The sequence below is a fragment of the Nocardioides sp. genome (assembly GCF_031397825.1).
Lineage (GTDB): Bacteria > Actinomycetota > Actinomycetes > Propionibacteriales > Nocardioidaceae > Nocardioides.
On sequence record NZ_JANNML010000233.1, the window covers coordinates 1 to 24,853 of the forward strand.

The 24,853-nt window shown below is 71.9% G+C and carries 25 protein-coding genes; 11 read left to right on the top strand and 14 right to left on the bottom strand.

Annotated elements, in window-relative coordinates:
* On the top strand, positions 1-1,046 hold a 1,046-nt coding region (locus tag RMN98_RS19670), incomplete at its 5' end, for a glucose-1-phosphate adenylyltransferase (RefSeq protein ID WP_309650516.1).
* Here the strand turns inward: RMN98_RS19670 and RMN98_RS19675 are convergent.
* Positions 1,043-1,642, bottom strand: a complete 600-nt coding sequence (locus RMN98_RS19675) for a mismatch-specific DNA-glycosylase (protein WP_309650517.1) — start codon at positions 1,640-1,642, stop codon at positions 1,043-1,045. The genes RMN98_RS19670 and RMN98_RS19675 overlap by 4 nt on opposite strands.
* Positions 1,643-1,704: 62 nt before the next feature.
* Between RMN98_RS19675 and RMN98_RS19680 the strand changes: the two genes are divergently transcribed.
* The gene (locus RMN98_RS19680) at positions 1,705-2,241 is read left to right on the top strand and encodes a hypothetical protein (protein WP_309650518.1); all 537 of its coding nucleotides are present in this window, start codon (positions 1,705-1,707) and stop codon (positions 2,239-2,241) included.
* Positions 2,242-2,253: 12 nt separating this feature from the next.
* Here RMN98_RS19680 and RMN98_RS19685 read toward each other — a convergent pair whose 3' ends face one another.
* From RMN98_RS19685 to RMN98_RS19700, 4 genes are read right to left on the bottom strand one after another with little or no spacing between them, the layout of a single operon-like run.
* Positions 2,254-3,519, bottom strand: coding sequence for a phosphodiester glycosidase family protein (locus RMN98_RS19685; protein WP_309650519.1), 1,266 nt, complete (start codon positions 3,517-3,519; stop codon positions 2,254-2,256).
* Between the two features lie 18 nt (positions 3,520-3,537).
* Positions 3,538-5,103 (bottom strand): alpha/beta fold hydrolase, encoded by a 1,566-nt coding sequence (locus tag RMN98_RS19690; protein WP_309650520.1) that lies wholly within the window; start codon positions 5,101-5,103, stop codon positions 3,538-3,540.
* Between the two features lie 48 nt (positions 5,104-5,151).
* A complete protein-coding gene (locus RMN98_RS19695; protein WP_309650521.1) occupies positions 5,152-6,072 on the bottom strand; it encodes a matrixin family metalloprotease in 921 nt (306 codons plus the stop codon).
* Between the two features lies 1 nt (position 6,073).
* Entirely contained in the window at positions 6,074-6,763 is a 690-nt protein-coding gene (locus tag RMN98_RS19700) for a matrixin family metalloprotease (RefSeq protein ID WP_309650522.1), read from the bottom strand.
* 29 nt (positions 6,764-6,792) lie between these two features.
* Between RMN98_RS19700 and RMN98_RS19705 the strand changes: the two genes are divergently transcribed.
* Positions 6,793-7,971 carry a DNA methyltransferase gene (locus RMN98_RS19705; RefSeq protein WP_309650523.1) on the top strand — a complete coding sequence of 393 codons (1,179 nt, stop codon included), beginning with the start codon at positions 6,793-6,795 and terminating at the stop codon, positions 7,969-7,971.
* A 90-nt stretch (positions 7,972-8,061) separates the two neighbouring features.
* On the opposite strand, the gene RMN98_RS19710 is transcribed toward RMN98_RS19705, so the two are convergent.
* Together RMN98_RS19710 and RMN98_RS19715 are read right to left on the bottom strand one after the other, a co-directional pair.
* Positions 8,062-8,358 carry a hypothetical protein gene (locus tag RMN98_RS19710; protein WP_309650524.1) on the bottom strand — a complete coding sequence of 99 codons (297 nt, stop codon included), beginning with the start codon at positions 8,356-8,358 and terminating at the stop codon, positions 8,062-8,064.
* Positions 8,359-8,734: 376 nt separating this feature from the next.
* Positions 8,735-10,138 (bottom strand): wax ester/triacylglycerol synthase family O-acyltransferase, encoded by a 1,404-nt coding sequence (locus tag RMN98_RS19715; RefSeq protein WP_309650525.1) that lies wholly within the window; start codon positions 10,136-10,138, stop codon positions 8,735-8,737.
* Between the two features lie 176 nt (positions 10,139-10,314).
* Here RMN98_RS19715 and RMN98_RS19720 point away from each other — a divergent pair, with 176 nt between their 5' ends.
* The 4 genes from RMN98_RS19720 to RMN98_RS19735 all read left to right on the top strand — a co-directional run bounded on the left by RMN98_RS19720 (position 10,315) and on the right by RMN98_RS19735 (position 13,755).
* Positions 10,315-11,013: an HNH endonuclease family protein gene (locus tag RMN98_RS19720; protein WP_309650526.1), complete on the top strand. Its 699-nt coding sequence runs from the start codon at positions 10,315-10,317 to the stop codon at positions 11,011-11,013.
* 87 nt (positions 11,014-11,100) lie between these two features.
* On the top strand, positions 11,101-11,457 hold the full coding sequence (locus RMN98_RS19725) for a hypothetical protein (RefSeq protein WP_309650527.1): 357 nt from the start codon (positions 11,101-11,103) through the stop codon (positions 11,455-11,457).
* Between the two features lie 93 nt (positions 11,458-11,550).
* A complete protein-coding gene (locus RMN98_RS19730) occupies positions 11,551-12,651 on the top strand; it encodes an FUSC family protein (protein WP_309650528.1) in 1,101 nt (366 codons plus the stop codon).
* Positions 12,652-12,663: 12 nt separating this feature from the next.
* The gene (locus RMN98_RS19735) at positions 12,664-13,755 is read left to right on the top strand and encodes a DNA polymerase IV (RefSeq protein WP_309650529.1); all 1,092 of its coding nucleotides are present in this window, start codon (positions 12,664-12,666) and stop codon (positions 13,753-13,755) included.
* On the opposite strand, the gene RMN98_RS19740 is transcribed toward RMN98_RS19735, so the two are convergent.
* Together RMN98_RS19740 and RMN98_RS19745 are read right to left on the bottom strand one after the other, a co-directional pair.
* Entirely contained in the window at positions 13,749-15,269 is a 1,521-nt protein-coding gene (locus RMN98_RS19740; protein WP_309650530.1) for a gamma-glutamyltransferase, read from the bottom strand. The two genes, RMN98_RS19735 and RMN98_RS19740, sit on opposite strands and share 7 nt — an antisense overlap.
* The gene (locus RMN98_RS19745) at positions 15,269-16,396 is read right to left on the bottom strand and encodes a glutamate--cysteine ligase (protein ID WP_309650531.1); all 1,128 of its coding nucleotides are present in this window, start codon (positions 16,394-16,396) and stop codon (positions 15,269-15,271) included. Before RMN98_RS19745 ends, RMN98_RS19740 begins: the two co-directional genes overlap by 1 nt.
* Positions 16,397-16,438: 42 nt before the next feature.
* Here RMN98_RS19745 and RMN98_RS19750 point away from each other — a divergent pair, with 42 nt between their 5' ends.
* Positions 16,439-17,812 (top strand): threonine/serine exporter family protein, encoded by a 1,374-nt coding sequence (locus RMN98_RS19750; RefSeq protein WP_309650532.1) that lies wholly within the window; start codon positions 16,439-16,441, stop codon positions 17,810-17,812.
* Here RMN98_RS19750 and RMN98_RS19755 read toward each other — a convergent pair.
* The 3 genes from RMN98_RS19755 to RMN98_RS19765 are packed head-to-tail and all read right to left on the bottom strand — an operon-like array spanning position 17,730 to position 20,704.
* The gene (locus RMN98_RS19755) at positions 17,730-18,281 is read right to left on the bottom strand and encodes a DUF402 domain-containing protein (RefSeq protein ID WP_309650533.1); all 552 of its coding nucleotides are present in this window, start codon (positions 18,279-18,281) and stop codon (positions 17,730-17,732) included. The genes RMN98_RS19750 and RMN98_RS19755 overlap by 83 nt on opposite strands.
* A gap of 18 nt (positions 18,282-18,299) precedes the next feature.
* Entirely contained in the window at positions 18,300-19,136 is an 837-nt protein-coding gene (locus RMN98_RS19760; protein ID WP_309650534.1) for an SDR family NAD(P)-dependent oxidoreductase, read from the bottom strand.
* Positions 19,133-20,704, bottom strand: coding sequence for an NAD(P)/FAD-dependent oxidoreductase (locus RMN98_RS19765; RefSeq protein WP_309650535.1), 1,572 nt, complete (start codon positions 20,702-20,704; stop codon positions 19,133-19,135). The genes RMN98_RS19760 and RMN98_RS19765 overlap by 4 nt, the downstream gene beginning before the upstream one ends.
* Before the next feature lie 49 nt (positions 20,705-20,753).
* Here RMN98_RS19765 and RMN98_RS19770 point away from each other — a divergent pair, with 49 nt between their 5' ends.
* Positions 20,754-21,350: a TetR/AcrR family transcriptional regulator gene (locus RMN98_RS19770; protein ID WP_309650536.1), complete on the top strand. Its 597-nt coding sequence runs from the start codon at positions 20,754-20,756 to the stop codon at positions 21,348-21,350.
* 181 nt (positions 21,351-21,531) lie between these two features.
* On the opposite strand, the gene rocD is transcribed toward RMN98_RS19770, so the two are convergent.
* Positions 21,532-22,755 (bottom strand): ornithine--oxo-acid transaminase, encoded by a 1,224-nt coding sequence (gene rocD, locus RMN98_RS19775; RefSeq protein WP_309650537.1) that lies wholly within the window; start codon positions 22,753-22,755, stop codon positions 21,532-21,534.
* A 116-nt stretch (positions 22,756-22,871) separates the two neighbouring features.
* Between rocD and RMN98_RS19780 the strand changes: the two genes are divergently transcribed.
* Positions 22,872-23,555, top strand: a complete 684-nt coding sequence (locus tag RMN98_RS19780) for a phosphatase PAP2 family protein (protein WP_309650538.1) — start codon at positions 22,872-22,874, stop codon at positions 23,553-23,555.
* A gap of 237 nt (positions 23,556-23,792) precedes the next feature.
* A complete protein-coding gene (locus RMN98_RS19785; protein WP_309650539.1) occupies positions 23,793-24,215 on the top strand; it encodes a DUF4234 domain-containing protein in 423 nt (140 codons plus the stop codon).
* Here the strand turns inward: RMN98_RS19785 and RMN98_RS19790 are convergent.
* A complete protein-coding gene (locus tag RMN98_RS19790) occupies positions 24,178-24,618 on the bottom strand; it encodes a hypothetical protein (protein WP_309650540.1) in 441 nt (146 codons plus the stop codon). The genes RMN98_RS19785 and RMN98_RS19790 overlap by 38 nt on opposite strands.
* Positions 24,619-24,853: the final 235 nt, after the last annotated feature.

Here is a 24,853-nt window from a genome sequence, read left to right on the forward strand (position 1 = left end):
CCCACAGCCTCGACCGTCACGTCACCCAGACCTGGCGGATGTCGACGATGCTCGGCAACTACGTGACGCCCGTGCCGGCGCAGCAGCGGGTGGGCAAGCACTGGTACCTCGGCAGCGCCGACGCGATCTTCCAGTCCCTCAACCTGCTCAAGGACGAGAAGCCCGACATCGTCGTCGTGGTGGGCGCCGACCACGTCTACCGCATGGACTTCTCGCAGATGGTCCAGCAGCACGTCGAGAGCGACGCCACCTGCACCGTCGCCGCGATCCGTCAGCCGATCGGGCTCGCCGACCAGTTCGGCGTCATCGACGTGCACCCCGACGACCCGTCGCGGATCCGCGAGTTCCTCGAGAAGCCGACCGACCCGATCGGCCTGCCCGACAGCCCCGGCGAGGTCCAGGCCTCGATGGGCAACTACGTCTTCGACGCCGACGCCCTCATCGACGCCGTCACCCGCGACGCGACGACCGCCGGCTCCAAGCACGACATGGGCGCCGACATCGTCCCCTCGTTCGTGCGCCGCAACCTGGCCGGCGTCTACGACTACAAGGACAACGTCGTCCCCGGCGCCACCGACCGCGACCGCGGCTACTGGCGCGACGTCGGGACGCTCGGCTCCTACTACGCCGCGCAGATGGACGTCGTCTCGCCGCTGCCGGTCTTCAACCTCTACAACTTCGAGTGGCCGATCTACACCTCCTACGGCCCGCAGCCCCCGGCCAAGGTCGTGCAGGGCGCGGACGGCGTCGACTCGACCGTCGACGAGGCGTTGCTGTCCCCGGGCGTGGTGGTCAGCGGCGCCAAGGTGACCCGTTCGGTGCTCTCGCCCGGTGTGCGTGTCGAGCCGGGCGCGGTCGTGGAGGGCTCGGTCCTGCTCAACGGCGTGCGGGTCGGCTCCGGCGCCGTCGTGCGCAACGCGATCCTGGACAAGAACGTCGTCGTGCCACCCGGTGGCCAGATCGGCGTCGACCTCGACGCCGACCAGGCGCGCGGTTTCGTCGTCGAGGACGGGCTCACCGTGCTGGGCAAGGACCAGGAGTTCTAGGCCGGTCCGATGATCCCTGCGGCGCGCGCCGGAGCCGCGTAGGCCTCGGCGAGCGACGCGACGGTCTCGTGGGCGTTGAGCCCGCTGGGGTTGGGCACCACCCACAGCTCGGCCCCCTCGAACGGCTCCGGCTGCCGCCCGAGCACGGCCTGGGGTCGGCCGAACGCCGTGCGGTAGGCCGTGATGCCGGCGACGGCCACCACCGCGGGCGTCGTACGACGGACGAGTGCGGCGAGTGCCTCCCCGCCCTCCCGCAGCTCGTCCTTCGTCAGCTCCGACGCGCGGGCGGTGGCGCGGCGTGCGAGGTTGGAGATGCCGATGCCGCGCTCGCGCAGGTAGTCGCGGTCCTCGTCGGTCATGCCCGCGGCCGGGTCGACCGGCCGCTCGAGCACCCCGGCGAGGAGCAGCGCGGGGTAGAACCGGTTGACCGGGTGGGCGAAGTGGGTGCTGGTCGCCGCGGTCCACAGACCGGGGTTGATGCCGACGAAGAGCAGCCGCAGCTCCTGGTCCGCGCCCCGAGGCAGGAGGTCGGGCACCTCGGCGTCGCGGAAGGACTCCAGCTCGGCGCGGGTGAAGGAGCGCTTGCGGTCGGTCACCGGGCCAGCCTGCCAGCCGGTCCTGCCGGAACCCCGCTCACCCCGGTAGCGTCCCAACCATCATGAGACGGACACTCGGACCCCTCCTGCTCCTGCCCCTGCTGCTCGCCGGTTGCGGGGAGGAGGGCACCGGCTCGGCCACGGACGACCCGACGTCGTCGGCGTCGAGCACCCCGGCCGCACCGACCTCACCCACCTCACCGAATCCCACCGACGAGCCGCTGGCCACCGACGGGGCCAATGACGGGGTGACCGTGCTCGGCCTGGTCCATGAGACCAACGCCGGCGGCACGGTGTCGGACCAGCTGACGTCGATCGACGGCGACGGGCTGCTCGACTTCCTGACCCAGCTCGACTCCTCGAGCCTCAGCGAGCAGGTCATGGCGATCGCCGAGGACAACCCGCCCACCGACGGTCACCGGTTGATGGCCGCGGTCGTGGCGCTCGGCTGCGACGTGCCCCCGGGGGTGACCGTGAGCGGCGCGCCCGACGACAGCGGGACCTGGACGGTCATCCCCGACAAGGTCACCGCACCGCTCCAGGAGTGCCTGGCGCCGGTCACGACCGTCGCGGTCGTCGACGTCCCGCTCCAGGGCTGACGCCACCAGCACCTAGGGAGCCGTGTAGGTCACCTCGAGCGCGTTGGCGACCGAGCGCTGGAAGCCGTCGGAGGGGCTGTTGACCACGCCGATCGTGCCGTTGGGACGCCGCGCCACCATCGTCGTCGAGCCGCCTCCGTCGAGGTTGAGCGCCTCGTCGGCGCCGAGGTCCTGCATCATCTCGGCGAGCTCGACCATCGTGTAGCCGCGGCTGAAGCTCTGCCGTCCGTCGATGGCCAGCAGCAGCACCTCGCCGGTGTCGCGGTCGATGCCGATCGCGGTGCGGGGGTGCATCTCGCGGTCGTTGATGACCTCGAAGACGCCGTTGCGGATCAGGAACTTGTTGCCGGTGATCGCGACCTGCGGGCGTCCCTGGAGCCACCCCTCGACATCGACCCGCGCGCCCTTGGCCAGGCCCGCGAGCCGCCGCGCACCCTCGCCGCGGCCGATGAGCAGGAAGCCCCGGATCAGGGTGTTGGCGGGAAGCTTGTTCCTGGTCTCCACCACGCGCCCGTCGACCACGCGCAGCATGCGGACCTGCTTGGTCTGCCCGCCGGTCCAGCGGTAGCCCGCGCTCGCGCCCCACGTCGGGGTGTAGACGCCGATGCCGCCGGCGCGGACCTCGGGGGAGTTGACGTTGGTGACGCGCAGGTTGGGTCGGAACTTCACGGCGGCCTTGAGCGGCAGGTAGCCGATGTCCGGTCGCCCGGCCTCGTCCAGCCAGAAGGCGGAGTTCCAGCCACCGCGCGGGGCGTGGAGCAGCCCGCGCTGACGGTCCTGGCCGAGCCCGAGGGGTGCCCCCGTGTCGCCGATGTCGAAGAAGTCTCCGTTGACGCCGGCGACGGCCCGGTCGCGGGCGAGGATGTCGCTGACCTGGTCCGTACGACGGACGGCGCCGGCCGACGCGTAGTCGAGACGCAGGCCCGGGGTGCTGAGGTCGACCGCGAGCAGATGGGCCCGGATCGGGCCGCGGGCGTCGGTCTGGCTCCAGGTGGTGTAGGTGACGCCCGGCGAGACGACGCGCTTCGACGAGGGCCCCACGCGGGTCGAGAGCCGCCGGACCAGCGGTGACATCGGCGCCGCGATGGCGCCACGCACCCGGTCGGAGGTCTGCGGGAAGCGCGCCTGGCTCAGGCGCTGCTCGGGCTGGCTGAGACCGTCGGGACGGGCGGGCGGCGCGAGGCGGTCAGCGCTCGCACCGCTGACCGGGGCCGGCGGCGCCGCGAGGAGAGCGCAGACCAGCACCAGGCCTGCGATCCGGGGAAGTCGGGTGCGCATCCAGCCCAGGGTAAGGAATCAGCGGCCCACAACGGGGAGGTGCACGACCGTGTCGTCCAGGACCACGGCACCAGGGGTGCGCGAGCCCATCGTCACGAACGTGTCGCTGACCGGCGAGACCAGGAGGTAGAGCGTCTGCCCCGCCGGCACGTCGATCGCGACCGAGGGCAGCGCGACGCGACGGGCAACTCCCGACACGGGCGACGGCTCGTTGAGGGGGAGCACGTTGTTCTGCACCAGACGCGCGTCGAGCGGCGTGGTGCCGACGGCGAGCCCGTAGAACGCCCGGTTGTTGACGCCGAGCGCCGTGACCGCGCCGGTCAGGTAGGACGAGCCGGCGATCCGGATCGGACCCTCGACGACCGCGTAGGACACCGGCGCGCCGGCCGGTCCGGCGGTCGTGGCGACCGTGCCGACGTCGTACGAGGTGGTGGGGGCGACCGAGGAGACGGTCGTGCAGGTGCTGTCGGGGGTGGCGAGGTGGATCTTGCCGAATCCGCCGAGGGTGCTGGGCTTGCGCTGGAGGACCTTGTCGAAGAACTTCACCGTGAGGGCGCGGAAGTCACCGCCGCCGAGCTTGCGGCTGCACGGGTCGGAGGTCACGTTCACACCCTGGGGGAGGGCGGCGGGCAGCACGTGGCCGCCGTTGTAGCCCACGAAGATGCTCTGCTTGCGCGCTCGCGGGGTGATCGCGCGCTGCCAGTTGCGCAACCCCTGCTCGAGCGGGAAGAGCGAGTCGGTGGTGCCCTGGCCGAAGAGGACCGGGATGTCGAGACGACGCCCGGCGTCGACGTGGTGCTTGGGTCCGTTCTTGGCGAAGAACGAGACGAGGTCCTCGGTGCCCGGGACTGATCCGTCGGGCAGGGTGCCGAGGGCCGCCCCCTCCACGAGCGCCTTGTAGACGCTCTCGGGCAGCGCCTGCGTCGGCAGGGCCGCAGCGCTGAGCGCCAGGGCCCACGCGGTGCGTACGACGCCCTCGGGCGCCAGGCTCTGCGCCAGGTCGTGCCAGGTGATCTCGGGGGCGAGCGCGTCGAAGACCGGCGTGCCCTTCAGGCGCAGCGACTCGAAGGCTCCGAGGAACTGGTAGCCCCCGCCGTAGCTGCCGCCGATCGCGCCGAGGCGCGGGTCGCCGGGGGCGTCCTGCTGCACCCAGCGGAGCTTGCTGACGAGCCGCACGAGCGCACGGACGTCGTGGCCCTCGAAGTCCGGGCTCTCGACGTGGGCCTTGCCGCCGGAGGCGCCGAAGCCGCGCTGGTCGAAGGAGAGCACGCCGTAGCCGGCGCGCGTCAGGCTGGCGAAGTCGGCCGGGTCGGTCGTGCGCGAGCCGCCCCAGCCGTGGGAGTGGATGACCATCGGCACGCGCTTGCCCGAGGTCGCGGTGGCCGGCTTGAAGATCGAGTAGCAGATCTTCACCGGGGCTCCGCCCTTTGTCTCCGGCACGCTCGCGAGGCATCCGTTCGTCACCGTCACGCCCGGCTTCGCGGCCACCGGAGCGGGGTTGGAGGCGGCCGTCGTGGCCGGCACGGCGGCGAGGCCGGCGGCGAGCAGCGCGGCACCGAGCGGGAGGGCGAGGCGTGACGTCATGCAGGGTCAACTCACAGGAGAGACGAAGGTCACGCGATGTGACCGCCGTCACCCGCAGGGAGTGTCGCCGACCAGCGCGAGACCGCGCAGGTCGCCGCGGCCCAGCCGGGTGACCTCGGTGGTGCGATACATCAGCTGCGAGGGGTCGTCGACGTGGTCGAGGCCGACCAGGTGCGCGAGCTCGTGCAGCACGATCGCGCGTTGCTGCTCCTCGGCGCCGCGGAAGCGCTCGATCTGCTCGAAGGCCTCGCTGTCGAGGACGACGCGCCCGGTGACGTACTGCGCCAGCACCCCGTCGCTGGTCGAGATCGGCCCGGCGAGCCCGGCGACGTCGCCCTTCAGCCCCGGCACCTCGTCGGAGGTGGCCCACCCGATGAGCACCGGGCGCGGGTCGACGCCGGCGCGGAAGCGCTCCTCGAAGGCCCGGTCGTCGGTCGTGCCCTCGTCCTCGAAGACCAGCCCGGTGGCGTCGCTGATCGTCTCGACCGCGTCGTCGACGAGCGACTCCCAGTCGTCGGGCGCGCCCTCGGGGTTGACCTCGTAGGAGATGGGTCGGCACGGGTCCCAGCCGACGGGGTCGTCGGTGCCCGGCGCGGTGGAGAGGAAGCGGTAGGCGCCCGAGCTCCCGCCGTCGACCGCGGCGCCGAGTCGGTCGTCGAGCCCCAGCAGCGCGCGCAGCTGGTAGGCGCCGGGCACCACGTTGAGCAGCAGCAGGGCCCCGATGAGCGACAGGGTGGCCCCGACCGTCACGACCGTACGACGGCGCTCACCCGGGGTGCGTCCGGCACCGGCAGTGCCACGCGTCGCCGGGGCACGGCGCCGGCGACGAGGGGGACGGCGTACGCGCTCGCGGCGCAGCGGCGTGACCTGGCCGCCGTCCGGTCCCTCGTCGGTCGTCTCGAGGGCGCGGATCTGGCGCAGCAGGTCGCGCTCCCACTCGCGCTGCGCGCGACGCTCGGACCACCCCACGTCAAAACTGTACGCAGCGACCCGCACCCAGGACGGCGAGGCCCTGGAGGTCGCCGGGGCCGAACGTCTCGCGCCCGATGTTGTCCTCGTGCATCAGCTCGCCCGCGTCGTCGACGTGCGTGAGCCCCATGACGTGACCGAGCTCGTGCATCAGGATCGCGCGGGCGCCGCCCGCGTCGCCGTCGGCCTCGAGGCGGGCGTAGGACTCCGCGTCGAGGATGACCTTGCCGGTCACGTAGGTCGTGTGGCCGTCGACGGTGATCGAGTCGGGGCCGGCGACCCCGGCGACGGTGCCCTCGAGGTCGGAGATCTCCTGCGGCATCGCCCAGCCGATCAGCACCGGCTCGAAGTCCGTGGGGCTGCGCACCGAGCGGTTGAACGCGCGGTCGGAGGTGGTGCCGAGGTAGGCGAAGTCGAGCCCGGTCGCCTCGGCGACCTCGTCGACCGCGCTCGCCACGAGGTCGACCCAACCGGCCGGCGCGTGGGCCGGGTTGACGACGTAGGTCACCGGCCGGCACGAGCTCCAGGTGACCGGCAGGCTGCTGCCGGGCTGGGTGAAGAAGAAGGCGTGGTGGGGGCCGGGGGTGCCCTCGTCGGCGCCGCTGGCCGGGTCGCTGTCGCCGGTCACCGAGGCCACGGCGAGCAGCACGCCGACGACCGCGCCGCCGCCCAGGGCGAGCGGGACCTTCATGCGCCCGCTCCCCGTCGTAGGGTCTGGCCGTGGAGTGGCCGGAGCAGGGGAACGCCTTCGTGGCGGGTGACAACCTCGACGTGCTGCCGCTGCTCGCGCCGGGGAGCGTGGACCTGGTCTACATCGACCCGCCCTACAACACCGGCAACGACTTCGCCTACCGCGACGACATCCGCGGCGTCGACGGCGCGACCCGCCACCAGGCATGGGTGGCGATGATGCGGCCGCGGTTGGTGGCCGCGCGTGCCGTGCTGGCCCCGACGGGCGCGATCTTCGTCAGCATCGACGACAACGAGGCGGCCCACCTGCGGCTGCTCATGGACGACGTCTTCGGCGAGGCACAGCTGCTGGCGCAGGTGGTGGTCAACCTCAACCCCAAGGGACGCCAGCTGGGCAAGGGGTTCGCGACCAGCCATGAGTACCTCCTCGCCTATGCCCGGGATGCGAGCGCCTGCGTGCTCGACGCGAGCACGACCGACACGGTCAACGAGCGCGACTTCCCGCTGACCGACGTCGACGGTAGGCGCTTCCGCCACCTCCCGCTGCGAAACACGAACAAGAAGTTCAACCCCGCCACGGCCCGCACGCTGCACTTCCCGGTGTGGGGCGACCCGGCCTCGGGGGCCGTGCGCACGCTGCCGTTCGACGGCGCCGTCGAGATCGCCCCGGTCTTCGGCGACGGCACCTCCGCGGTGTGGCGCTGGAGCCGGCCCCGCATCGACGAGCGGCCCGACGACCTGGTGTGCCGCACGATCAAGGGTGCGCGCGGCGAGCGGGTCGACGTCTTCCAGAAGGACTGGCTGCACCGCGACGGTGGACGCCGCAAGAAGCTCCGCACCATCTGGATGGCCGACGAGGTCGGCTCGACCGACAGCGCGGTCGTCGAGCTCAAGGAGATCCTGGGGCACGTCTTCGAGTCGCCCAAGCCGACCGGGCTGGTCCGTCGCATCCTCGCCACGATGCCCGACGACGCGCGGGTGCTCGACTTCTTCGCCGGCAGCGGCACGACGGGCCACGCGGTCGCGCTCGCCAACGCCGAGGACGGTGGTCGCCGCACCTGCCTGTCGGTCAACTCGACCGAGCCGACCCGGGTCGGGTCCAACGCGCAGCTGGCCGGCTACGCCACGGTCGCCGACATCACCCGCTCCCGGCTGGCGGCGGTCGACGCGCTGCTCGGCGGCGGCTTCGTGGACCTGACGCCGGCGTAGGACCCCTCACTGGCTGTGTCCCCATCGAGCGCAGGGCGGGCCGGCGTCGACCGGAATCTGCCGATGAGCGGTCGTTGCCCGGAGAGCGGCTCAGGATGCGCTGAGACGCGTGCGCTCCAACTGCATCTGCTCGACATCGGAACGCATCAAAGACTGGGTGCGCTTGCTGAGCCGGCGAAACTGCATGTCGAGGGCGGCCACGGCTTGAATGTGGCTGAACCCGAAGGCTGCCTGCAGGGCCTCGACCGTGTCGTCCATCTCGGTCCCGGAGAGGACGACATCAGTGAACCGATGAGGGTCGTCCAGGACTCGCACCAGGCCCTCGAAGATGTGGAGCCGGTACTCCAACTCCTGCAGACGCTCAGCAGGAGTCTGTTCGCTTGCCATGGGCAGCAACCTAGACCGCGGCACTGCCCACCCCCATCAGCGCGGAAGATCTGGCGCACCAGGCGCGCCAGATGTTCCGCGCTGATAGGAGCGCTCGGCTGGACACTGAACCTCGTTTGCACGAACCGCTGTGTGTGACGGATCCCGGAGGGACCGGCCACGGCCTTCTGGGTCCGAGGTCGATGACCGCACTGCACTGCGCTGAACAGTGCGGTGGATCGCACGTCCCTGGTACGTGCGATCGACCGCAGTGTCGAGATCCCGCCGCCCCAGGCGCCGCGAGTCAGCCGGGTGTCGATGACGACCAAGCGAGGGCGTCTCCTCGGTCCTGGTGTCCTCGATGCGGGCGGCCGCGTGCAGCCCCGCGAGTCACCGCTCAGATCCCGGCCGCCCTCTCCAGCGCCGTGACCTCCTCGTCGAGGTGGGTCAGCAGCCGCTGCAGGTGAGGCACGGTGCGGCGGCAGCCGGTCAGCCCGAAGGCCATGTTGCCGTCGTAGGACGTGCAGGTGATGTTGAGCGCCATCCCGTTGATCGGGATCGACAACGGGTAGGTGCCCATCAGCTGGGCGCCGTTCCAGTAGTGCGTGGTGCGTGGGCCGGGGACGTTGCTGATGATCAGGTTGTAGGGCGGCCGCACGATGCCCTGCATGCGCAGCAGCGGCGTGAGGATCGCCGGCGCCTGGCCGATCGCGCTCATCGCGAGGATCTGCATCGGCGTCATCGACGACAACCCCTCCTTGCCGTCCTTCATCGAGCGGTGGATCGCGGAGAGCCGGCGGGCCGGGTCGTCCAGGTCGGTCGCGAGCTGCACCATCACGGCGCCGACCGCGTTGCCGCCCTCGGAGGAGGCGACCTGGGACTGCTTGGCGTTGAGGCCGACCGGGACCATCGCGACCAGCGGGGCGTCCGGGAGGGCGTCGAGCTCGAGGAGGTACTGCCGGATCGCACCGCTGCACATCGCCATCACGACGTCGTTGATCGTCGTCCCGGTGGCCTTGCCGATCGCGCGCAGCCGCTCGATCGGCCAGTCCTGGGCGGCGAAGCGGCGTGAGCCGGTGATCGACTGGTTGAAGATCGTGCGCGGCGCGTGCAGCGACAGCGACGACGTCTCGTTCTTGATGCCCTTGGTGATCGTCTTGACCAGCGCCCCGGGCATGCCGGCGGCGTCGGCGGTGATGCCCATCGCGCTGCGCAGCGCGCTGATCGGCACGCCGGCGAGGCTGGCCTCGGCCTTGTCGATCTCGCGGGAGCGTCGCGCGTTGGGCTGGGCGCCCCAGGGAGCCGGCATGCCGCGCTTGTCGGGGTCGGTCGACAGGACGCTGGCGAGCAGCCGCATCGCGGAGACGCCGTCGACGAGCGCGTGGTGGGTCTTGGTGTACATCGCCACCCGGCCGTCGCGCAGGCCCTCGATCAGGTGCGCCTCCCACAGCGGGCGTTCCCACGCCAGCCGGGTGGAGTGCAGCCGCGAGCACAGCTCGAGCAGCTCGCGGATCCGCCCGGGCTTGGGGAGCGCGCTGTGGCGCACGTGGTGCTCGATGTCGAACTCGAGGTCGGGCTGCCAGACCAGCTGGCCGCCGGTCTTCACCGAGCGGTGCGGGTGCTTGAGGAAGAGCGGCGCCATCTCCTCGACGTCGCGCATCTCCTCGAACATCTGGCGCACGTAGTCGCGTCCTGCCCCCTCCGGCTTCCTGAAGAGCTGGAGGCCTCCCACGTGCATCGGCATGTTGCGGTTCTCCGCGAGGAGGAACGCAGCGGAGGTGGGATCGATCGGAGAGACCACAGGGAGCACCTTTCGTAGGTGGGCATCCTTGCTCGCGGTGACGACCGCCACAAGGCGCCCTGCCGCAGGAGCGGGAGGAGAGTGCCCGGTGAACGCCGGATGAGGGTTCTCCCTCGCATCCGTGACGAGTACGTCGAGCCCCTTGCGGCAGGTGCCGCTGCTGCCCGAGGGTCGACGTGCACCGGACCTCGGTGGCCCTCGTCGTCTTCTCGGGAGAACCCATGCTTCGTCACACCCTGCTCGCGCTCGGCCTCTCGGCCGGCTTCTCGGTGGGCCTGGTGGCCGTGCCCGCCGCCGCCCAGGCCCAGGACTACTCCGCGCCGCTGACGACCGCGATCAGCGACCTGCCCAGCTCGAGCGAGGTCCGTACCGGCTACTCGCGCGACCTCTTCCCGCACTGGATCGACGCCGACGGCGACGGGTGCAGCACCCGCAACGAGGTGCTGATCAGCGAGGCCGACGACCCGGTGGCGGTGGGCAGCGGCTGCTCGCTCTCGGGTGGGCGCTGGTACTCCTACTACGACCGCGTCTCCTGGACGAACCCCTCCGACGTCGACATCGACCACATGGTCCCGCTCGCAGAGGCCTGGGACTCGGGCGCCCGCTCGTGGACCACCGCGACCCGCCAGGCCTACGCCAACGACCTCGGTGACTCCCGCTCGCTGGTCGGGGTGACCGACAACGTCAACCAGGCCAAGGGCGACCAGGACCCCCGCGAGTGGCTGCCGACCTACGACCAGTGCCGCTACGTGCGCGAGTGGGTCGCGGTGAAGCACCGCTGGCGGCTCACCGTCGACAGCGGCGAGAAGTCCGCGCTGTCGTCGCTGGCCTCGTCGTGCACGAACTCGATGATCACGGTGACGCTGGCGCGCTGATCCTGGCCCGCTGATCGTCCACAGGCCGGGCTCCTAGCGTCCTGCTCGCACCGGAACTCGCCGGTGCCGGACCCTCGGGGGACACCCATGAAGACACCCATGAAGACGCTGGTCATCTCGCTCTGCTCGCTGGTCGTCGGCCTGCTGGCCGCCGCGACCTGGTCGCCGGCGCTCGCCTCGGACGGCGCCGCGGTCCACGAGCCACCCGCCCGCACGGAGCGGCCCGTGATCGTCGCCGTCGAGGGCGACAAGGCCAACGGCTTCAGCATCCAGTACTCCGATGGCACCGCGCTCTACCCGCCCACCGACTCCGAGGCGTCCGCCGAGTGCGGAGAATACGACCGCTGGGCAGACCGGCTGCGTTGCCGCGTCGAGGTCCGCACCTGGTATCGCGACCTCGGTGAGCTGAAGCGCTCGCTGGCCTACGCCCACGCGCAGCCGTAGGTCGTCCTTCCTCGGTCGAGCGGGGCCGCACGGTGGTGGAGGTGCGAGCGCAGCGAGCCTCGACACCACCCCCACCTCTGGCACGATCACCCCATGGAGGTCTCCCCGCTCGACCGCGCGTGGAGCCGGGGCCGCACCTCGCTGGGTGAGCGACTGACACGGCTGTCGGCCAAGCGCTGGCACATCGTGCAATGCGCGCTGGCGGCCGGGGCCGCGTGGTTCGTCGCGGCCGACCTGTTCGGCCACGACACGCCCTTCTTCGCGCCGATCGCGGCGGTGGTCAGCCTCGGGACGTCCTACGGCCAGCGCCTGCGCCGGGTGGCGGAGGTGACCCTCGGCGTCGCGATCGGCGTCTTCATCGCCGACCTGCTGGTCATCCAGCTCGGCTCGGGCTGGTGGCAGCTCACCTTGATCGTCGGGCTCGCCATGACGACGGCCTTCCTGCTCGACGGTGGGCAGCTCTTCGTCACGCAGGCCGCGGTGCAGTCGATCGTGGTGAGCACGCTGCTGCCCGACCCGGGAGCGGCGCTGACCCGGTGGACCGACGCGCTCATCGGTGGGGTGATCGCCCTCGTCGCGGCCACGATCGCGCCGGCGGCGCCGTTGCGCCGGCCACGCGAGCAGGCAGCGCGGGTGATGGCGAAGGTGGCGGACCTGCTGCGCGCCGCGGGGGAGGTGATGGTCGACGGCGAGGCCGAGCGCGGGCTCGACCTGCTGGCCGACGCGCGCTCCACCGACCACCTGATCCGCGAGCTCCAGGCCGCAGCCGACGAGGGCATGTCGGTGGTGGCGTCGTCGCCGTTCCGGGTGCGGCACAAGGGCAACCTGCGCCGCATGGCCGACCTGGTCGACCCGCTCGACCGGGCGCTGCGCAGCACGCGGGTCCTGGTGCGGCAGGTCGCCGTGACCGCCTACCACCGCCGGCCGGTGCCGGCGGCCTACGCCCTGCTCGCCGCCGAGCTCGCCGATGCCGCGGAGCTGGTGGCCGCGGAGCTGACGGCCGACCGGATGCCCGTGGCGGCGCGCGACGCGATCCTCGCGATCGGTGAGGCGACAGGTCGCGTGGAGCGATCCGAGGTCCTCACCGCCGAGGTGATCCTGGCCCAGCTGCGCTCGATCGTGGTCGACCTGCTGCTGCTGACCGGGATGACGCAGCTCGAGTCGACCGACGCGCTGCCCCCACCGCCCCGGTGAGGTGAGGCTGCCGTGACCTGGATCCTGCACGTCGACCTCGACCAGTTCATCGCGGCGGTCGAGGTGCTCCGGAGACCCGAGCTGGCCGGCCGTGCGGTGGTGGTCGGCGGCCGGGGCGACCCGACCGAGCGGGGCGTGGTGGCGACGGCGTCCTACGAGGCACGCGAGCACGGCGTCGGCTCCGGCATGCCGCTGCGAGTCGCGGCCCGCAAGGTCCCGGACGCGGTGTTCCTCCCGGTCGACAAGTCGGCCTACGAGGCGGCCTCCGCGGTCGTCATGGACACCCTGCGGGCCTTGACGTGGGACGGGGCGCCGGTCGACCTGGAGGTCATCGGCTGGGACGAGGCGTTCGTCGCCGAACGTCCCGGCAGCGGTGAGGGGGAGGGGGGTGGGTCCCCCGGAGGGCAGCGCGACCCCGTCGCGTTCGCCGGGCACGTGCGCTCCGAGGTGCTGGCGGCGACCGGGCTGCACTGCTCGGTCGGGATCGGTGACACCAAGATCCGGGCCAAGACCGCGACCGACTTCGGCAAGCCGCAGGGGGTCTACCGGATCACCGAGGACACCTGGTTCGCCGAGATGGGCGACCGGCCCACCCGGGCGCTGTGGGGCGTCGGTGCGCAGACGTCCAAGAAGCTCGCCGCCCTCGGCATCGACACCGTGCGCCAGCTCGCCGAGTCCGACACCCGGGTGCTCGCCGCCGAGCTCGGCCCGACGATCGGGCCGTGGGTCCACCGGCTCGGCCGGGGCGCCGACACGGGCCCGGTCGACCCGACGCCGTGGGTGCCGCGCGCGCACGGCCGCGAGGAGACCTTCCAGACCGACCTCGAGGACTGGGCCGAGGTGGAGGAGTCGGCCCGTCGGATCACCCGCCGCGCGGTCGACGACATCGACACCGAGGGGCGTCCCGCAGCCCGGGTCGGGATCAAGGTGCGCTTCCGCCCGTTCACGACCGTGACCCGCAGCCTCACCCTCCCCGCGCCGACCAACGACCCCGAGGTCCTCGGTGCCGCCGCGGTCGAGCTGCTCGGCCGCGTCGACCGGGATCGGGCGGTGCGGCTGCTCGGCGTACGCCTGGAGATGGTCGAGCCCGAGGGCGGCTACTGATCCGCGTCGCGCACCAGCCGCACCGCGCCCTCGCGGCGAGGGTCGGCGGCGGCGTCGAGGCTGCCGTCGGGGCGCACGAGGGCGGCGCCGACACCGCCGAAGTACATCGTCGGCTGGTCGACGTCCTCGACCTTGAGGTCCTCGGTGGGGCGGCCGGCGCGGTGCAGGTGCACGCGCGGGTGGTCGACCGCGTCCTGGAGCGACAGCCCGCCGCTGACGAAGCCCGCCAGCACCTGGGTGATCGCGGTCGTGATCCGGTCGGCGCCGGGCGAGCCGATCGCGAGGGCCGAGCCGTCGGCGTGGCGGCCGACGGTGGGCGCCATGTTGGAGAGCAGCCGGGTGCCGGGCGCCAGGCCGTGGAGGCCGCGGGGGTTGAGCTCCTGCTCGCCCAGGCAGTTGTTGAGCCAGATCCCGGTGCCGGCCGCCATCATGCCGGCGCCGTAGCCCGACGACACCGTCACCGAGCAGGCGGTGCCCTCGCTGTCGGTCGCCGAGACGTGGGCGGTCGAGCCCGACTCGAGCGCGCCGACGTGGTCGCGGTCGACCAGGTCGAGGAAGGCGGCCGCGTCGCGCACGAGGTCGTCGGTCTGGTCGAGCACGTCGAGGCGGTGGCCCAGCACCGCGCGCTGCACGCGGACCAGGTGGTCGACGTCGCCCGGCGTCCAGGGCCCGTGCGGCCGGTCGTCGAGGAGGCGCAGCATCGCGGCGACGCACACGCCACCGAGGGAGGGCGGCGGTGCGGTGGCGAGCGTCCACGGACCGACGCGGGTCACGAGAGCGGGCCGCACGACCGGTTCGTACGCCGCCAGGTCGGCCGCCCCGAGCAGGCCGCCACGACCGACCACGTCCTCGGCGACCAGCCGGGCGAGCTCCCCGGTGTGCAACGTCGCCGCGCCCTCGGCCGCGATCAGCTCCAGCGAGCCCACCAGGTCGGGCACGACGACGAGGCCGGTGGTCACCGATCCGTCGACCGAGTGCAGCGCGGCGTGGCTGGCGGGGTCCCAGCCGAAGATCGACTCGTGCACGTGCCCGAGGTAGTAGCGCGACGCCGACCCGAGCCGGAAGCCGCCCCGTGCCACCTCGATCGCGGGAGCGACCAGCTCGCGCCACGGCAGCCGCCCGTCGCGGCGGTGGGTCTCCTCGAAGGCGGCCACGGAGCCGTGCACCGCCACCGACCCGGGGCCGATCGTGACGTCGATCCCGCCGCCGTACGCCGTCGAGATGTCCCACGTCCCACCCGGACCGGACCCCGACCCGTCGCCCGACACCACAGCGAGCCCCCGCCCGGGCATGTCCATCCACCCGTCGACGGTGTAGGGCTCAGCGCCGTCGGCCGGCTGCACGGTCACGAAGCCGCCCGAGCTGAGCGAGACGATGCCGACCTCGTTGACCATCGTCACCAGTGCGGCCGCAAGGGCGGTGTCGACAGCGTTGCCGCCAGCCTCGGCGACCGCCCTCCCCGCGTCGGCCGCAGCCTCGTTGGGCGCGGCGACCGCCACGTCCGTGCGCGCCATCAGAGGCTCGCCCGCAGCTCGCGGACCACGGAGCCGACGACCGCGACCAGGTCACCACCGGTGCGCTCGGCCACGGCCCGCTGCCGTTGGTACGACGCGCCCCGCTGCGGCAGGTCCGCGACGGACGCCAGCTCCTCGAGGCAGCCGAGGCGCGCCGCGACCGGCTCCAGGCGCACCAGCAGGTCGGCCAGGTCGTCGGTGAGCAGGCGCTCCTGCGACTGCGCGTCGAGGATGATGATCGCGTCGAGCCCGTAGCGGGCGGCGCGCCACTTGTTCTCCTGCACGTGCCACGGCGGCAGCACCGGCAGGCTCTCGCCGGCCGCGATCCGCGTGTCGAGGTCGACGACCAAGCAGTGCATCAGCGCGACGAGCCCCGCCAGGTCGCGCAGGTCGGACACCCCGTCGCAGACCCTGTTCTCCAGGGTGCCGAGGTGGGGCGCAGGACGAAGGTCCCAGCGGATCTCGGAGAGCTCGTCGATCACCCCGGTGGTCAGCTGGTCCTGGGCGAACGACTCGAACTGCGCCCACGTCGTGAACTGGAAGGGCAGCCCGGCCGTCGGCAGCTGCTGGAACATCAGGGCCCGGTTGGAGGCATATCCGGTGTCGACGCCGGCCCAGATCGGCGAGGAGGCCGACAGCGCCTGGAGGTGGGGGTAGTAGGTGAGCAGCGCGGAGAGCACCGGGAGCACCCGGTCGCGCTCGGGCAGACCGACGTGGACGTGCACGCCCCAGATCAGCATCTGCCGCCCCCACCACTGGGTGCGGTTGATCAGCTCCTGGTAGCGGTGCCCCTCGCTGAGCTGCTGCCCGGTCCAGGACGCGAAGGGGTGGGTGCCGGCGCCGTAGAGGTCGATGTCGAGGTCGTCGCCCGCGGGGACCACGTGCTCGAGGGTCCGGCGCAGGTCTGCCATGGCCTCGTCGACGGTGTGGCAGATCCCGGTGACGAGCTCGACGGTGTTCTTCAGCAGCTCCTGGTGCAGCCGGTCCTGGTGCTCCAGTCGCGGCCGGGCCCTGGCGAAGAGGTGGGACGCATCGTTGCGCAGGTCACGGCTGCGGCGGTCGACCAGGGCGAGCTCCCACTCGACTCCGAGGGTCGGCTCGGCGGACCCGTGGAAGTCGATGCGCACCCGCACAGCGAAGCACACGGCGTTGCTGCCAGCATTGTCCCCATGCTCGAGGCACGTGCGTTGAACCTGACGTTGGACTTCTGTCTCCGGGTGGGAGAGCTGCTGCTCGCGTCGGGGGCCGGTGCCGCCGACGTCACCTCCACCATGCAGACACTGGCGTGGCACTTCGGGGTGCGCCACCCCGACATCGACGTGACCTTCACGGCCCTGTCGATGAGCTACCAGCCCGACCCCGAGGAGCCGCCGCTGCTCCAGGTGCGCCACGTCAAGCAGCGCGAGATCGACTACGAGGACCTCACGCTCGTCGACCACCTGGTGCGGGAGGTCGTCGCCGACCGCGTCGACCTCGTGGAGGCCCGCGCCACCCTGGCGAGGATCGTCTCGTCGGGCCACAGCACCCCGCGATGGGCGACCAGCCTGGCCTGGGGCCTCATGTGCTCGGGCGTCGGCATCCTGCTCGGCGGCGGGTTCACCGTCGTCGCGATCGCCTTCCTCGCCGCGGTCTGCATCGACCGGCTCCAGCTCGTGATGGCCAGGCGCCGGATGCCGTTCTTCTACCAGCAGGTCGCGGGCGGCGGCGTCGCCACGCTCCTCGCCGCCGCGGCCGCGGCGATCGGGATGGTCGAGGACCCGTCGCTGGTCATCACCGCCAACATCGTCATGATGCTCGCCGGCATCGGTTTCATGGGCGCGCTCCAGGACGCCCTGTCCGGCTTCTACGTCACGGCCGGCGCGCGCCTCACCGAGGCGCTGCTCGCGACGGCCGGCATCATCGCCGGCGTCAGCGGCGGCCTCACCGTGGCCGACGTCGCCGGCGTGGAGCTGCGCCGGGTCGGCCTGGGCGTCACCACGTGGGAGACACTCACGCCGATCGCCCTCGGCGCGGCCCTGTGCGCCGGGTCCTTCGCCTTCGCCTCCTACGCGCCGCGGCGCAGCATCCTGCCGATCGCCGCCGTCGCCGCGGTCGCGATCCTGATCTCGCAGTCGATCGCCATCCAGGGCTTCGGCCGGGCCTGGCCGACCGCGCTCGCGGCCTTCTTCGTCGGCCTCGTCAGCTTCACCCTGGCGGGCCGCTTCCGGGTGCCCCCGCTCGTCATCGTCGTCTCCGCCGTGGTGCCGATGCTGCCCGGGCTCTCGATCTACCGCGGCCTGGCGCTCATGGCCGAGGGCGGCGCCGACACCTCGCAGGGACTGCTGTCGATGGTCACGGCCGCCTCGATCGCGACCGCTCTGTCGTCGGGCGTGATCCTGGGGGAGTACGTCGCCCAGCCGCTCAAGCGTGAGGCCCGTCGTCTCGAGAGCCGGCTCGCAGGGCCGCGCCTGGTCGGTCCGCTCAGGTCGGGTCGGCCCCGTCGGACCGGTGCAGGTCGAGCCAGCGCTCGGCGGATCCGTCGAACGGCGCCACCCGGTCCGTGACCGCAGCCTGGATCCGCTCGGCCGTCGTCACGGCCAGAGCCACGACGTCGTCGGGGTAGTCCAGCTCGACCCGGTGCTGGGCGAGCTCGTCCTCGTCGTCGATCCACACCCGTCCGGTCAGCCCACGCACCACGTCGAGGTCAAGGTCGACCGCGTGCGCCTCGGCGACTCCGGCGACCACGTGCCAGGTCGGCGGCGTCGTCATGTCGACGTAGGTGTGGATCGGCCCGTGCGGGGCGTGGAAGGTCGCCACCCACCCGCGGCGCAGGTCGTCGCCCGCCGCGGGGACCAGGACCACCTGGTCCACCGGGGCGACGTACGACGCCCCCGGACGCGACATGGTGCTCCCGGCGGCGAAGCCCAGCCAGTCACCGTGCTCGTCGGAGCCGAGGAAGGTGCCCTCGAACTGCCAGTGCGGGCGGTGACCCCACTTGGTCATCACCACCCGCACCTGGTCACCGGGCCGCATGGGCCCATGCTGCCTCGCTCAGACGACCTTGGCGGGCAGGACGCGCTTCGAGCCCATCGCGATGATGTCCTGGTAGCGCGAGCCGGTGAGCTTGGCGAAGTGGTGCACCGCGTGGGCGTCGAGGCCCACGAGCACGCGCGCCTTGTTGCCGAGGATGCCCTTGACGATGATCTCGGCGGCCCTCTCCGGCGTCATCTTGGCGAGCTTCTCGTCGAATAGCTTGGCCGTGGCGGCCTTGTCCTCGCTGGCAGAGACGCGTGCGTTGCGGGCGATCGCGGTCTTGATGCCGCCGGGGTGGACGGCGGTGACGCCGACCTTGTGACCCGCGATCAGCATCTCCTCGCGCAGCGCCTCGGTCATGCCGCGCACGGCGTACTTCGTCGCGTTGTAGGCACTCTGGCCCGGCATCGAGACCAGGCCGAAGAGCGAGGAGATGTTGACGACGTGGCCGTCGCCCGAGGCGATGATGTGGGGGAGGAACTCCTTGGTGCCGTGCACGACGCCCCAGAAGTTGATGCCGACGATCCAGTCGAGGTCCTCGTAGGTCAGCTCGTCGAAGTTGCCGGCCAGCGCGACACCGGCGTTGTTGATGACGACGTTGACGCGACCGAACTGCGCGGCCACGACCTCGGCGTAGGCCGTGAAGGCGGCGCGGTCGGCGACGTCGAGCCTGTCGCTGCGCACCTCCTTGGCGCCGGCGCCCTTGACCAGGTCGACGGTCACGGCCCGGCCGGCCTCGTCGACGTCGGAGAGGGCGAGCAGGGCGCCTCGCTTGGCGAGGTCGAGCGCCAGGGCCTGGCCGATGCCCGAGCCTGCTCCGGTGACGACGACGACCTTGTCCTCGAGGCTCTTCATGCGCTGATCTCCTGACGGGTCGGGGTGGGGGTGGTCCCGGCCGCGGTCGCGGCCTGGACGGTGTAGGCGGAGGGGTCGAAGGTGGCGGTCTCGCCGCGGAACGAGAAGGTGGTGCGTGGCCACAGGGTGGTGTTGTTGCCGTGGGCATCCATGTACCAGCTGGCGCAGCCACCGGTGCTCCAGACAGTGCGCTTCATCCGCCGCTGGATCTCGCCGGTCCACGACCGCTCGGCCGCCCGTGTCACCTCGACCACGGCGTAGTCGTTGCGGCGCATCGTCGTGATGGCCTCGCGGATGTAGCTCACCTGCGACTCGATCATGAAGACCATGCTCGAGTGGCCCAGGCCGGTGTTGGGGCCGACGATGAAGAACAGGTTGGGGAAGTCCGGCACGGCCGTGCCCTTGTAGGCAGCCATCCCGGTCTCGGCCCACGTGTCGGCCAGGGTGCGGCCACTGCGACCGGTGATGTGCTCGGTGATCGGCAGCTCGGTGGTGTGGAAGCCCGTCGCGACGATGAGCACGTCGATCTCGCGCTCGACGCCGTCGGCGGTGACGATCGCGTTGCGGGTCACCTTGGCGATCGGGTCGGTGACCACGTCGACGTTGTCGGAGGCGAGCGCCGGGTAGTAGGTGTTGGAGATCAGGATCCGCTTGCAGCCGATCTCAAAGGTCGGGGTGACCTTGGCCTTGAGCTCGGGGTCCTTGATCGCCTTGGAGATGTTGCCCAGCGCCAGCAGCTTGGCGGGCGTGGCGATCTTGGGCTGGAGGGTGAACGCCGGGACGTAGGTCTCGCGGCCCCAGTAGATCGCGGTGCGGTAGACGCTCTGCAGGCCCGGCACGTGCTGGAGGGCGAGGCGCTCGAGCTTGGAGTAGCGGCGGTCGTTGCGCGGCAGGACGTAGGGCGCGGTGCGCTGGTAGACGTCGAGGTGGGCCACGACCTCCTGCACCTTCGGCACGATCTGGATCGAGGAGGCGCCGGTGCCGATGACGGCGACCCGCTTGCCGGTCAGGTCGGTGTCGTGGTCCCAGCGGGCGGAGTGGAAGAGCTCGCCCTCAAAGGACTCGATGCCCTCGATGGCGGGGAGCTTGGGCTCCGAGAGCCCGCCGGCCGCGGAGATGACGACGCGGGCGTCGTACGTCGTGGTGCCCTGCGGCCCGGACGTCTCGACGACCCAGCGCTGGGCCGTCTCGTCCCAGGTGGCCGACTCGACGGTGGTGTCGAAGCGGAAGCGGTCGAGGGTGCCGGAGCCGGCGGCCACCTTCTGGATGTAGGCCTGGATCTCCGGCTGCGGGGAGAACGACATCGACCAGTCGGGGTTGGGCGCGAAGGAGTAGGAGTAGAGCTGGCTCGGGACGTCGCAGGCCGCACCGGGGTAGGTGTTGTCGCGCCAGGTGCCGCCGACGTCGGAGCCCTTCTCGATCACGACGAAGTCGCGCTCGCCGGCCTCGTCGAGCTTGATCGCCGCGCACAGTCCGGCGAAGCCGGCGCCGACGACGAGCTGCTCGACCTGCACCCGGGTGGTCCCGGTCGCGGTCGTCGCCTCGGTGGGGGAGGTGGTCGATGTCATGTCACGACGGTATTGCCCTTATTGAATTGGTGTCAATAGACTGGGGTGCGTGACCGCAACCACACGCGTCCGGCTCTCCCCCGAGGAGCGGCGCTCGCAGCTGCTCGACCTCGGCGTGCGCCTCCTGGCCACCCGCTCCCTCGACGAGCTGTCCATCGACGTGCTCGCCGAGGAGGCCGGGATCTCGCGCGGGTTGCTCTACCACTACTTCGGCAGCAAGCACGCCTTCCACGAGGCCGTCGTGCGCCGGGCCGCCGACGACCTGATCGCGCAGACCGCCCCGCCCGCCTCGGGGGAGCCGCTCGAGCGGCTGCTGATCTCGGTGACGGCCTACGTCGACTACGTGGTGACCAACTACGAGGGCTACCTCTCGCTGGTCAAGGGCGCCGCAGGCGGCAACGACACGCTGCGCGAGATCTACGACGAAGCCCGCTCGGCCCTCACCGACCGCGTCTTCCGCGAGGACGCCCAGGGCACGATCATCACCGACACCCCCACCGCCCGCCTGGTCGTGCGCGGTTGGGCGGCCATGACGGAGGAGCTCGTCATCACCTGGCGGGCCGACCCCTCCGGTGTGAGCCGCGAGGAGCTGCTCGAGATCATCGCGGCGTCGTTGCCGGCGCTGGTCGGCGTCATCCCGGGGTGATGCGGCCGGTGGTGCGGGAGGGCCCGTCGGGTGGACCACCGGACACTCCGTCACATGTCCCGCCTGCCCGGCCCGGGCACCGGTCTGCGTCGTGGCGCTCGTCGTCGTGCCACGACTCTCGGTGCCCGGGGTGGGCGGGCGGTCAGGTCGGCCTGTCAGCCGCCTGTGCGGTGGTGCCGGCTCAGGAGCCGACGACCTCGGCGAGCTGGTCGAGGCCCCACTCGAGGTCCTCGGCCGAGATCACCAGCGGCGGCGCGAGACGGATCGTCGAGCCGTGCGTGTCCTTGGCCAGGACCCCACGAGCCATGAGCGCCTCGCAGACCTGACGGCCGGTGCCGACCGCCGGGTCGATGTCGATGCCGGCCCAGAGGCCGCGCACGCGGACCGCGAGCACGCCGTGGCCGACCATCGCCTCGAGGCGGGTGCGCAGCAGCTCGCCGAGCTCGTCGGCACGACGCTGGAAGTCGCCGGTCGCGAGCATGTCGACGACCTCGTGGCCCACCGCGCACGCCAGCGGGTTGCCGCCGAAGGTCGAGCCGTGCTGACCGGGCTTGAGAACGCCAAGCACGTCGCGGTCGGCGACGATCGCCGAGACGGGCACGATGCCGCCACCGAGCGCCTTGCCGAGGACATAGATGTCGGGCACGACGTCCTCGTGGTCGCAGGCGAAGGTGCGCCCGGTGCGACCGAGGCCGGCCTGGATCTCGTCGGCTGCGAAGAGCACGTTCTCGCGGGTGCAGGCCTCGCGGACGCCGCGCAGGTAGCCCTCGGGCGGGATCACCACGCCGCCCTCGCCCTGGATCGGCTCGATCAGCACGGCCACGGTGCTCTCGTCGATCGCGGCCTCGAGTGCCTCGAGGTCGCCGTAGGGCACGGTCACGAAGCCGGGGGAGAACGGGCCGAAGCCGTCGCGGGCATCGGGGTCGTCGGAGAAGCCGACGATGGTCGTCGTGCGGCCGTGGAAGTTGCCGGAGGCGACGATGATCGTGGCCTGGTCGGCGGGCACGCCCTTGACCTCGTAGCCCCACTTGCGCGCGACCTTGATCGCGGTCTCGACGGCCTCGGCGCCGGTGTTCATCGGCAGGACGAGGTCCTTGCCGCACAGGTCGCCCAGCGCGGCGCAGAAGTCGGCGAACTGGTCGTGCACGAAGGCGCGGCTGGTCAGGGTGAGCTTGTCGAGCTGCGCGTGGGCAGCGGCGACCAGGGTGGGGTGGCTGTGGCCGAAGTTCAGCGCGGAGTAGCCGGCGAGCAGGTCCAGGAAGCGGCGTCCGTCGACGTCGGTCATCCAGGCACCCTCGGCGTGGGCCACCACCACCGGGAGGGGGTGGTAGTTGTGCGCGGTGCGCTCTTCGGCGCGGGCGAACTCGCGGACACCGTGCTGCTGCTCGGTGAGGGACGCGGTCATTGGTCACTCCTCTCGTTGGTCGCTCCCCACTGTAGGGGGACACCTCAGATTGTCAGACAATGTGGGCGATAGCCAGTCGACGCAGGCCGGCGCCGGAGGCCGGATACGGTCCTCGGGTGCAGCAGCAGAGCAGGGTGGTGCGTGTCGTCGCGGCGTACGTCGTGATCGCGGCCGCCGTCGTCGGCCTCGGGTGGCTCCTGACCCACCCGCTCGCGGGGTCGGTGGGCGCCTGGGACGACGACGTGTCCCGCTGGGTCGCCGACCGGCGCACCCCCGGGCTCGACCGGGTGGCCGAGGTCGTGACGTTCGTGGCCGACACCTGGGTGGGCGTGCTCGTCGCGCTGGTCGTCGCGGTCATCGCCTATGTCGTCGACCGCTCCCGGCGGGGGCCGGTGCTGGTGGTGGCCGCGGTGCTCGGCCACCTCGGGATCTACCTGCTCGGCACCCACCTCGACCCGCGCGACCGCCCGCCGGTCGAGATCCTCGACCCGGGCCTGGTGCCCGACCACAGCTTCCCGTCCGGACACGTCGGCACGGCCGTCATCGCCTACGGTTGCGTCGCGGTCGTGCTGGCGCTGCGGCTGCGCTCCGCACCCGTGCGACGCGCGGCGGTGGGCCTGCTGGTGCTCGTCCCGTTCCTCGTGGCGCTGTCGCGGCTCTACCAGGGCGCGCACCACGTGACCGACGTCGTCACCAGCCTGCTCTACGCCTCGGCCTGGCTGGTGGTCCTGGCGCGGGCCACGGGCTGGCTCACGCCCCGAGACGGACGTCGATCCGGGTCCGGCCCGGCGCCGACCTGAGGCCGTCGACGACCCGGGAAGCCGCCGCCTGGGCCTTGTCGTCGAGCTGGCCGGTGAGGTGGCCGGCTCCGACGGCGACGACGACCGTCCCGACGGGGACGACCTGCCCGGCGCGTCACCACCTGAGCCGGCCGAGCGGTCTTCCCGATTCTGGACACGCGGCGGCAGCCGAGCCACTAGCGTTCGGTCCGCTGTCTCCGACCCACGCCCGCTCGGGCTCGCCTCGAAGGACCCACCATGACCGAGAGTCCCTACCCCTCCGCCCCCGCCCCCGCCCCGGCGTACGGCGGCGGCCCCGGCCCGACCGGCAAGATCCGCGGCACCGGCGTCTGCATCCTGCTGGCCATCGTGACGTTCGGCATCTACGGCGTCGTGTGGACCTACTCGGTCCACGAGGAGATGAAGCGCCACACCGGCCGCGGCCTCGGTGGCGTCGTCGCCGCCCTGCTCCAGCTGTTCGTCGGCATCGTGATGCCCTACATCACCGCGGCCGAGGCCGGGGCGATGTACGAGGCCAAGGGCCAGCAGAAGCCGGTGAGCGGCGCCACCGGCCTGTGGTACTTCCCCGGCATCTTCATCCTGGTCGGCCCCATCGTCTGGTTCGTCAAGACCAACGGTGCGATCAACGACTACTGGCGCGCCCAGGGCGTCCAGGGCTGACGCCCAGGATCCGGGCGAAGACGGACGCGACCTGCATCCCGTCCATCCCCCCGTGGCCCGTGGCCTCGATCGCCAGGTGCGGCAGGCTCCAGCCCTCCACACTCAGCCGGAGCGTCGCAGCCTCGGCCTCGACGTAGAGCCAGAAGTCGATGCACCCGACGCCGGGCCACTGGTCCTCGCCGTAGGACCGGACGATCCCGCTGTCGGGGTAGCGCGCCGCGAACCGTGTCGGGTCGGCCTCCCACAGGATCGCCCCGACCTTCTGGTCGCCCGGGTCCGTGACGTCCCCCGATCGCACGAAGCCCACGTCGGCTGCGGCGAAGACCGGGTCGCACGCCCGGCAGACCTCCGTGGCCCACCGGCCGTCGAAGGAGCCGCCTGACGGTGCGGTCGTCGTCCTCATGGGGCGATCCTAGGATCGGCGCGCCTCCTCGGCGTCCGGGCATCGCCCGGGTGGTGGCCGCGTGGCGCGTCGTGTGCTGCAGAGCGCGCTCAGCCGCTGTGTTGTGTCTCAGGACATCGCGGACACTTATGTCTCAGGACTTCGCGGACACATTCTTACGGGTCGGGTGCGCTGATTGGTAGCGGTTGCCGTGCTTGAGGGTGGCCTCGGCGATGAGCCTGGACTCGCTGATGAT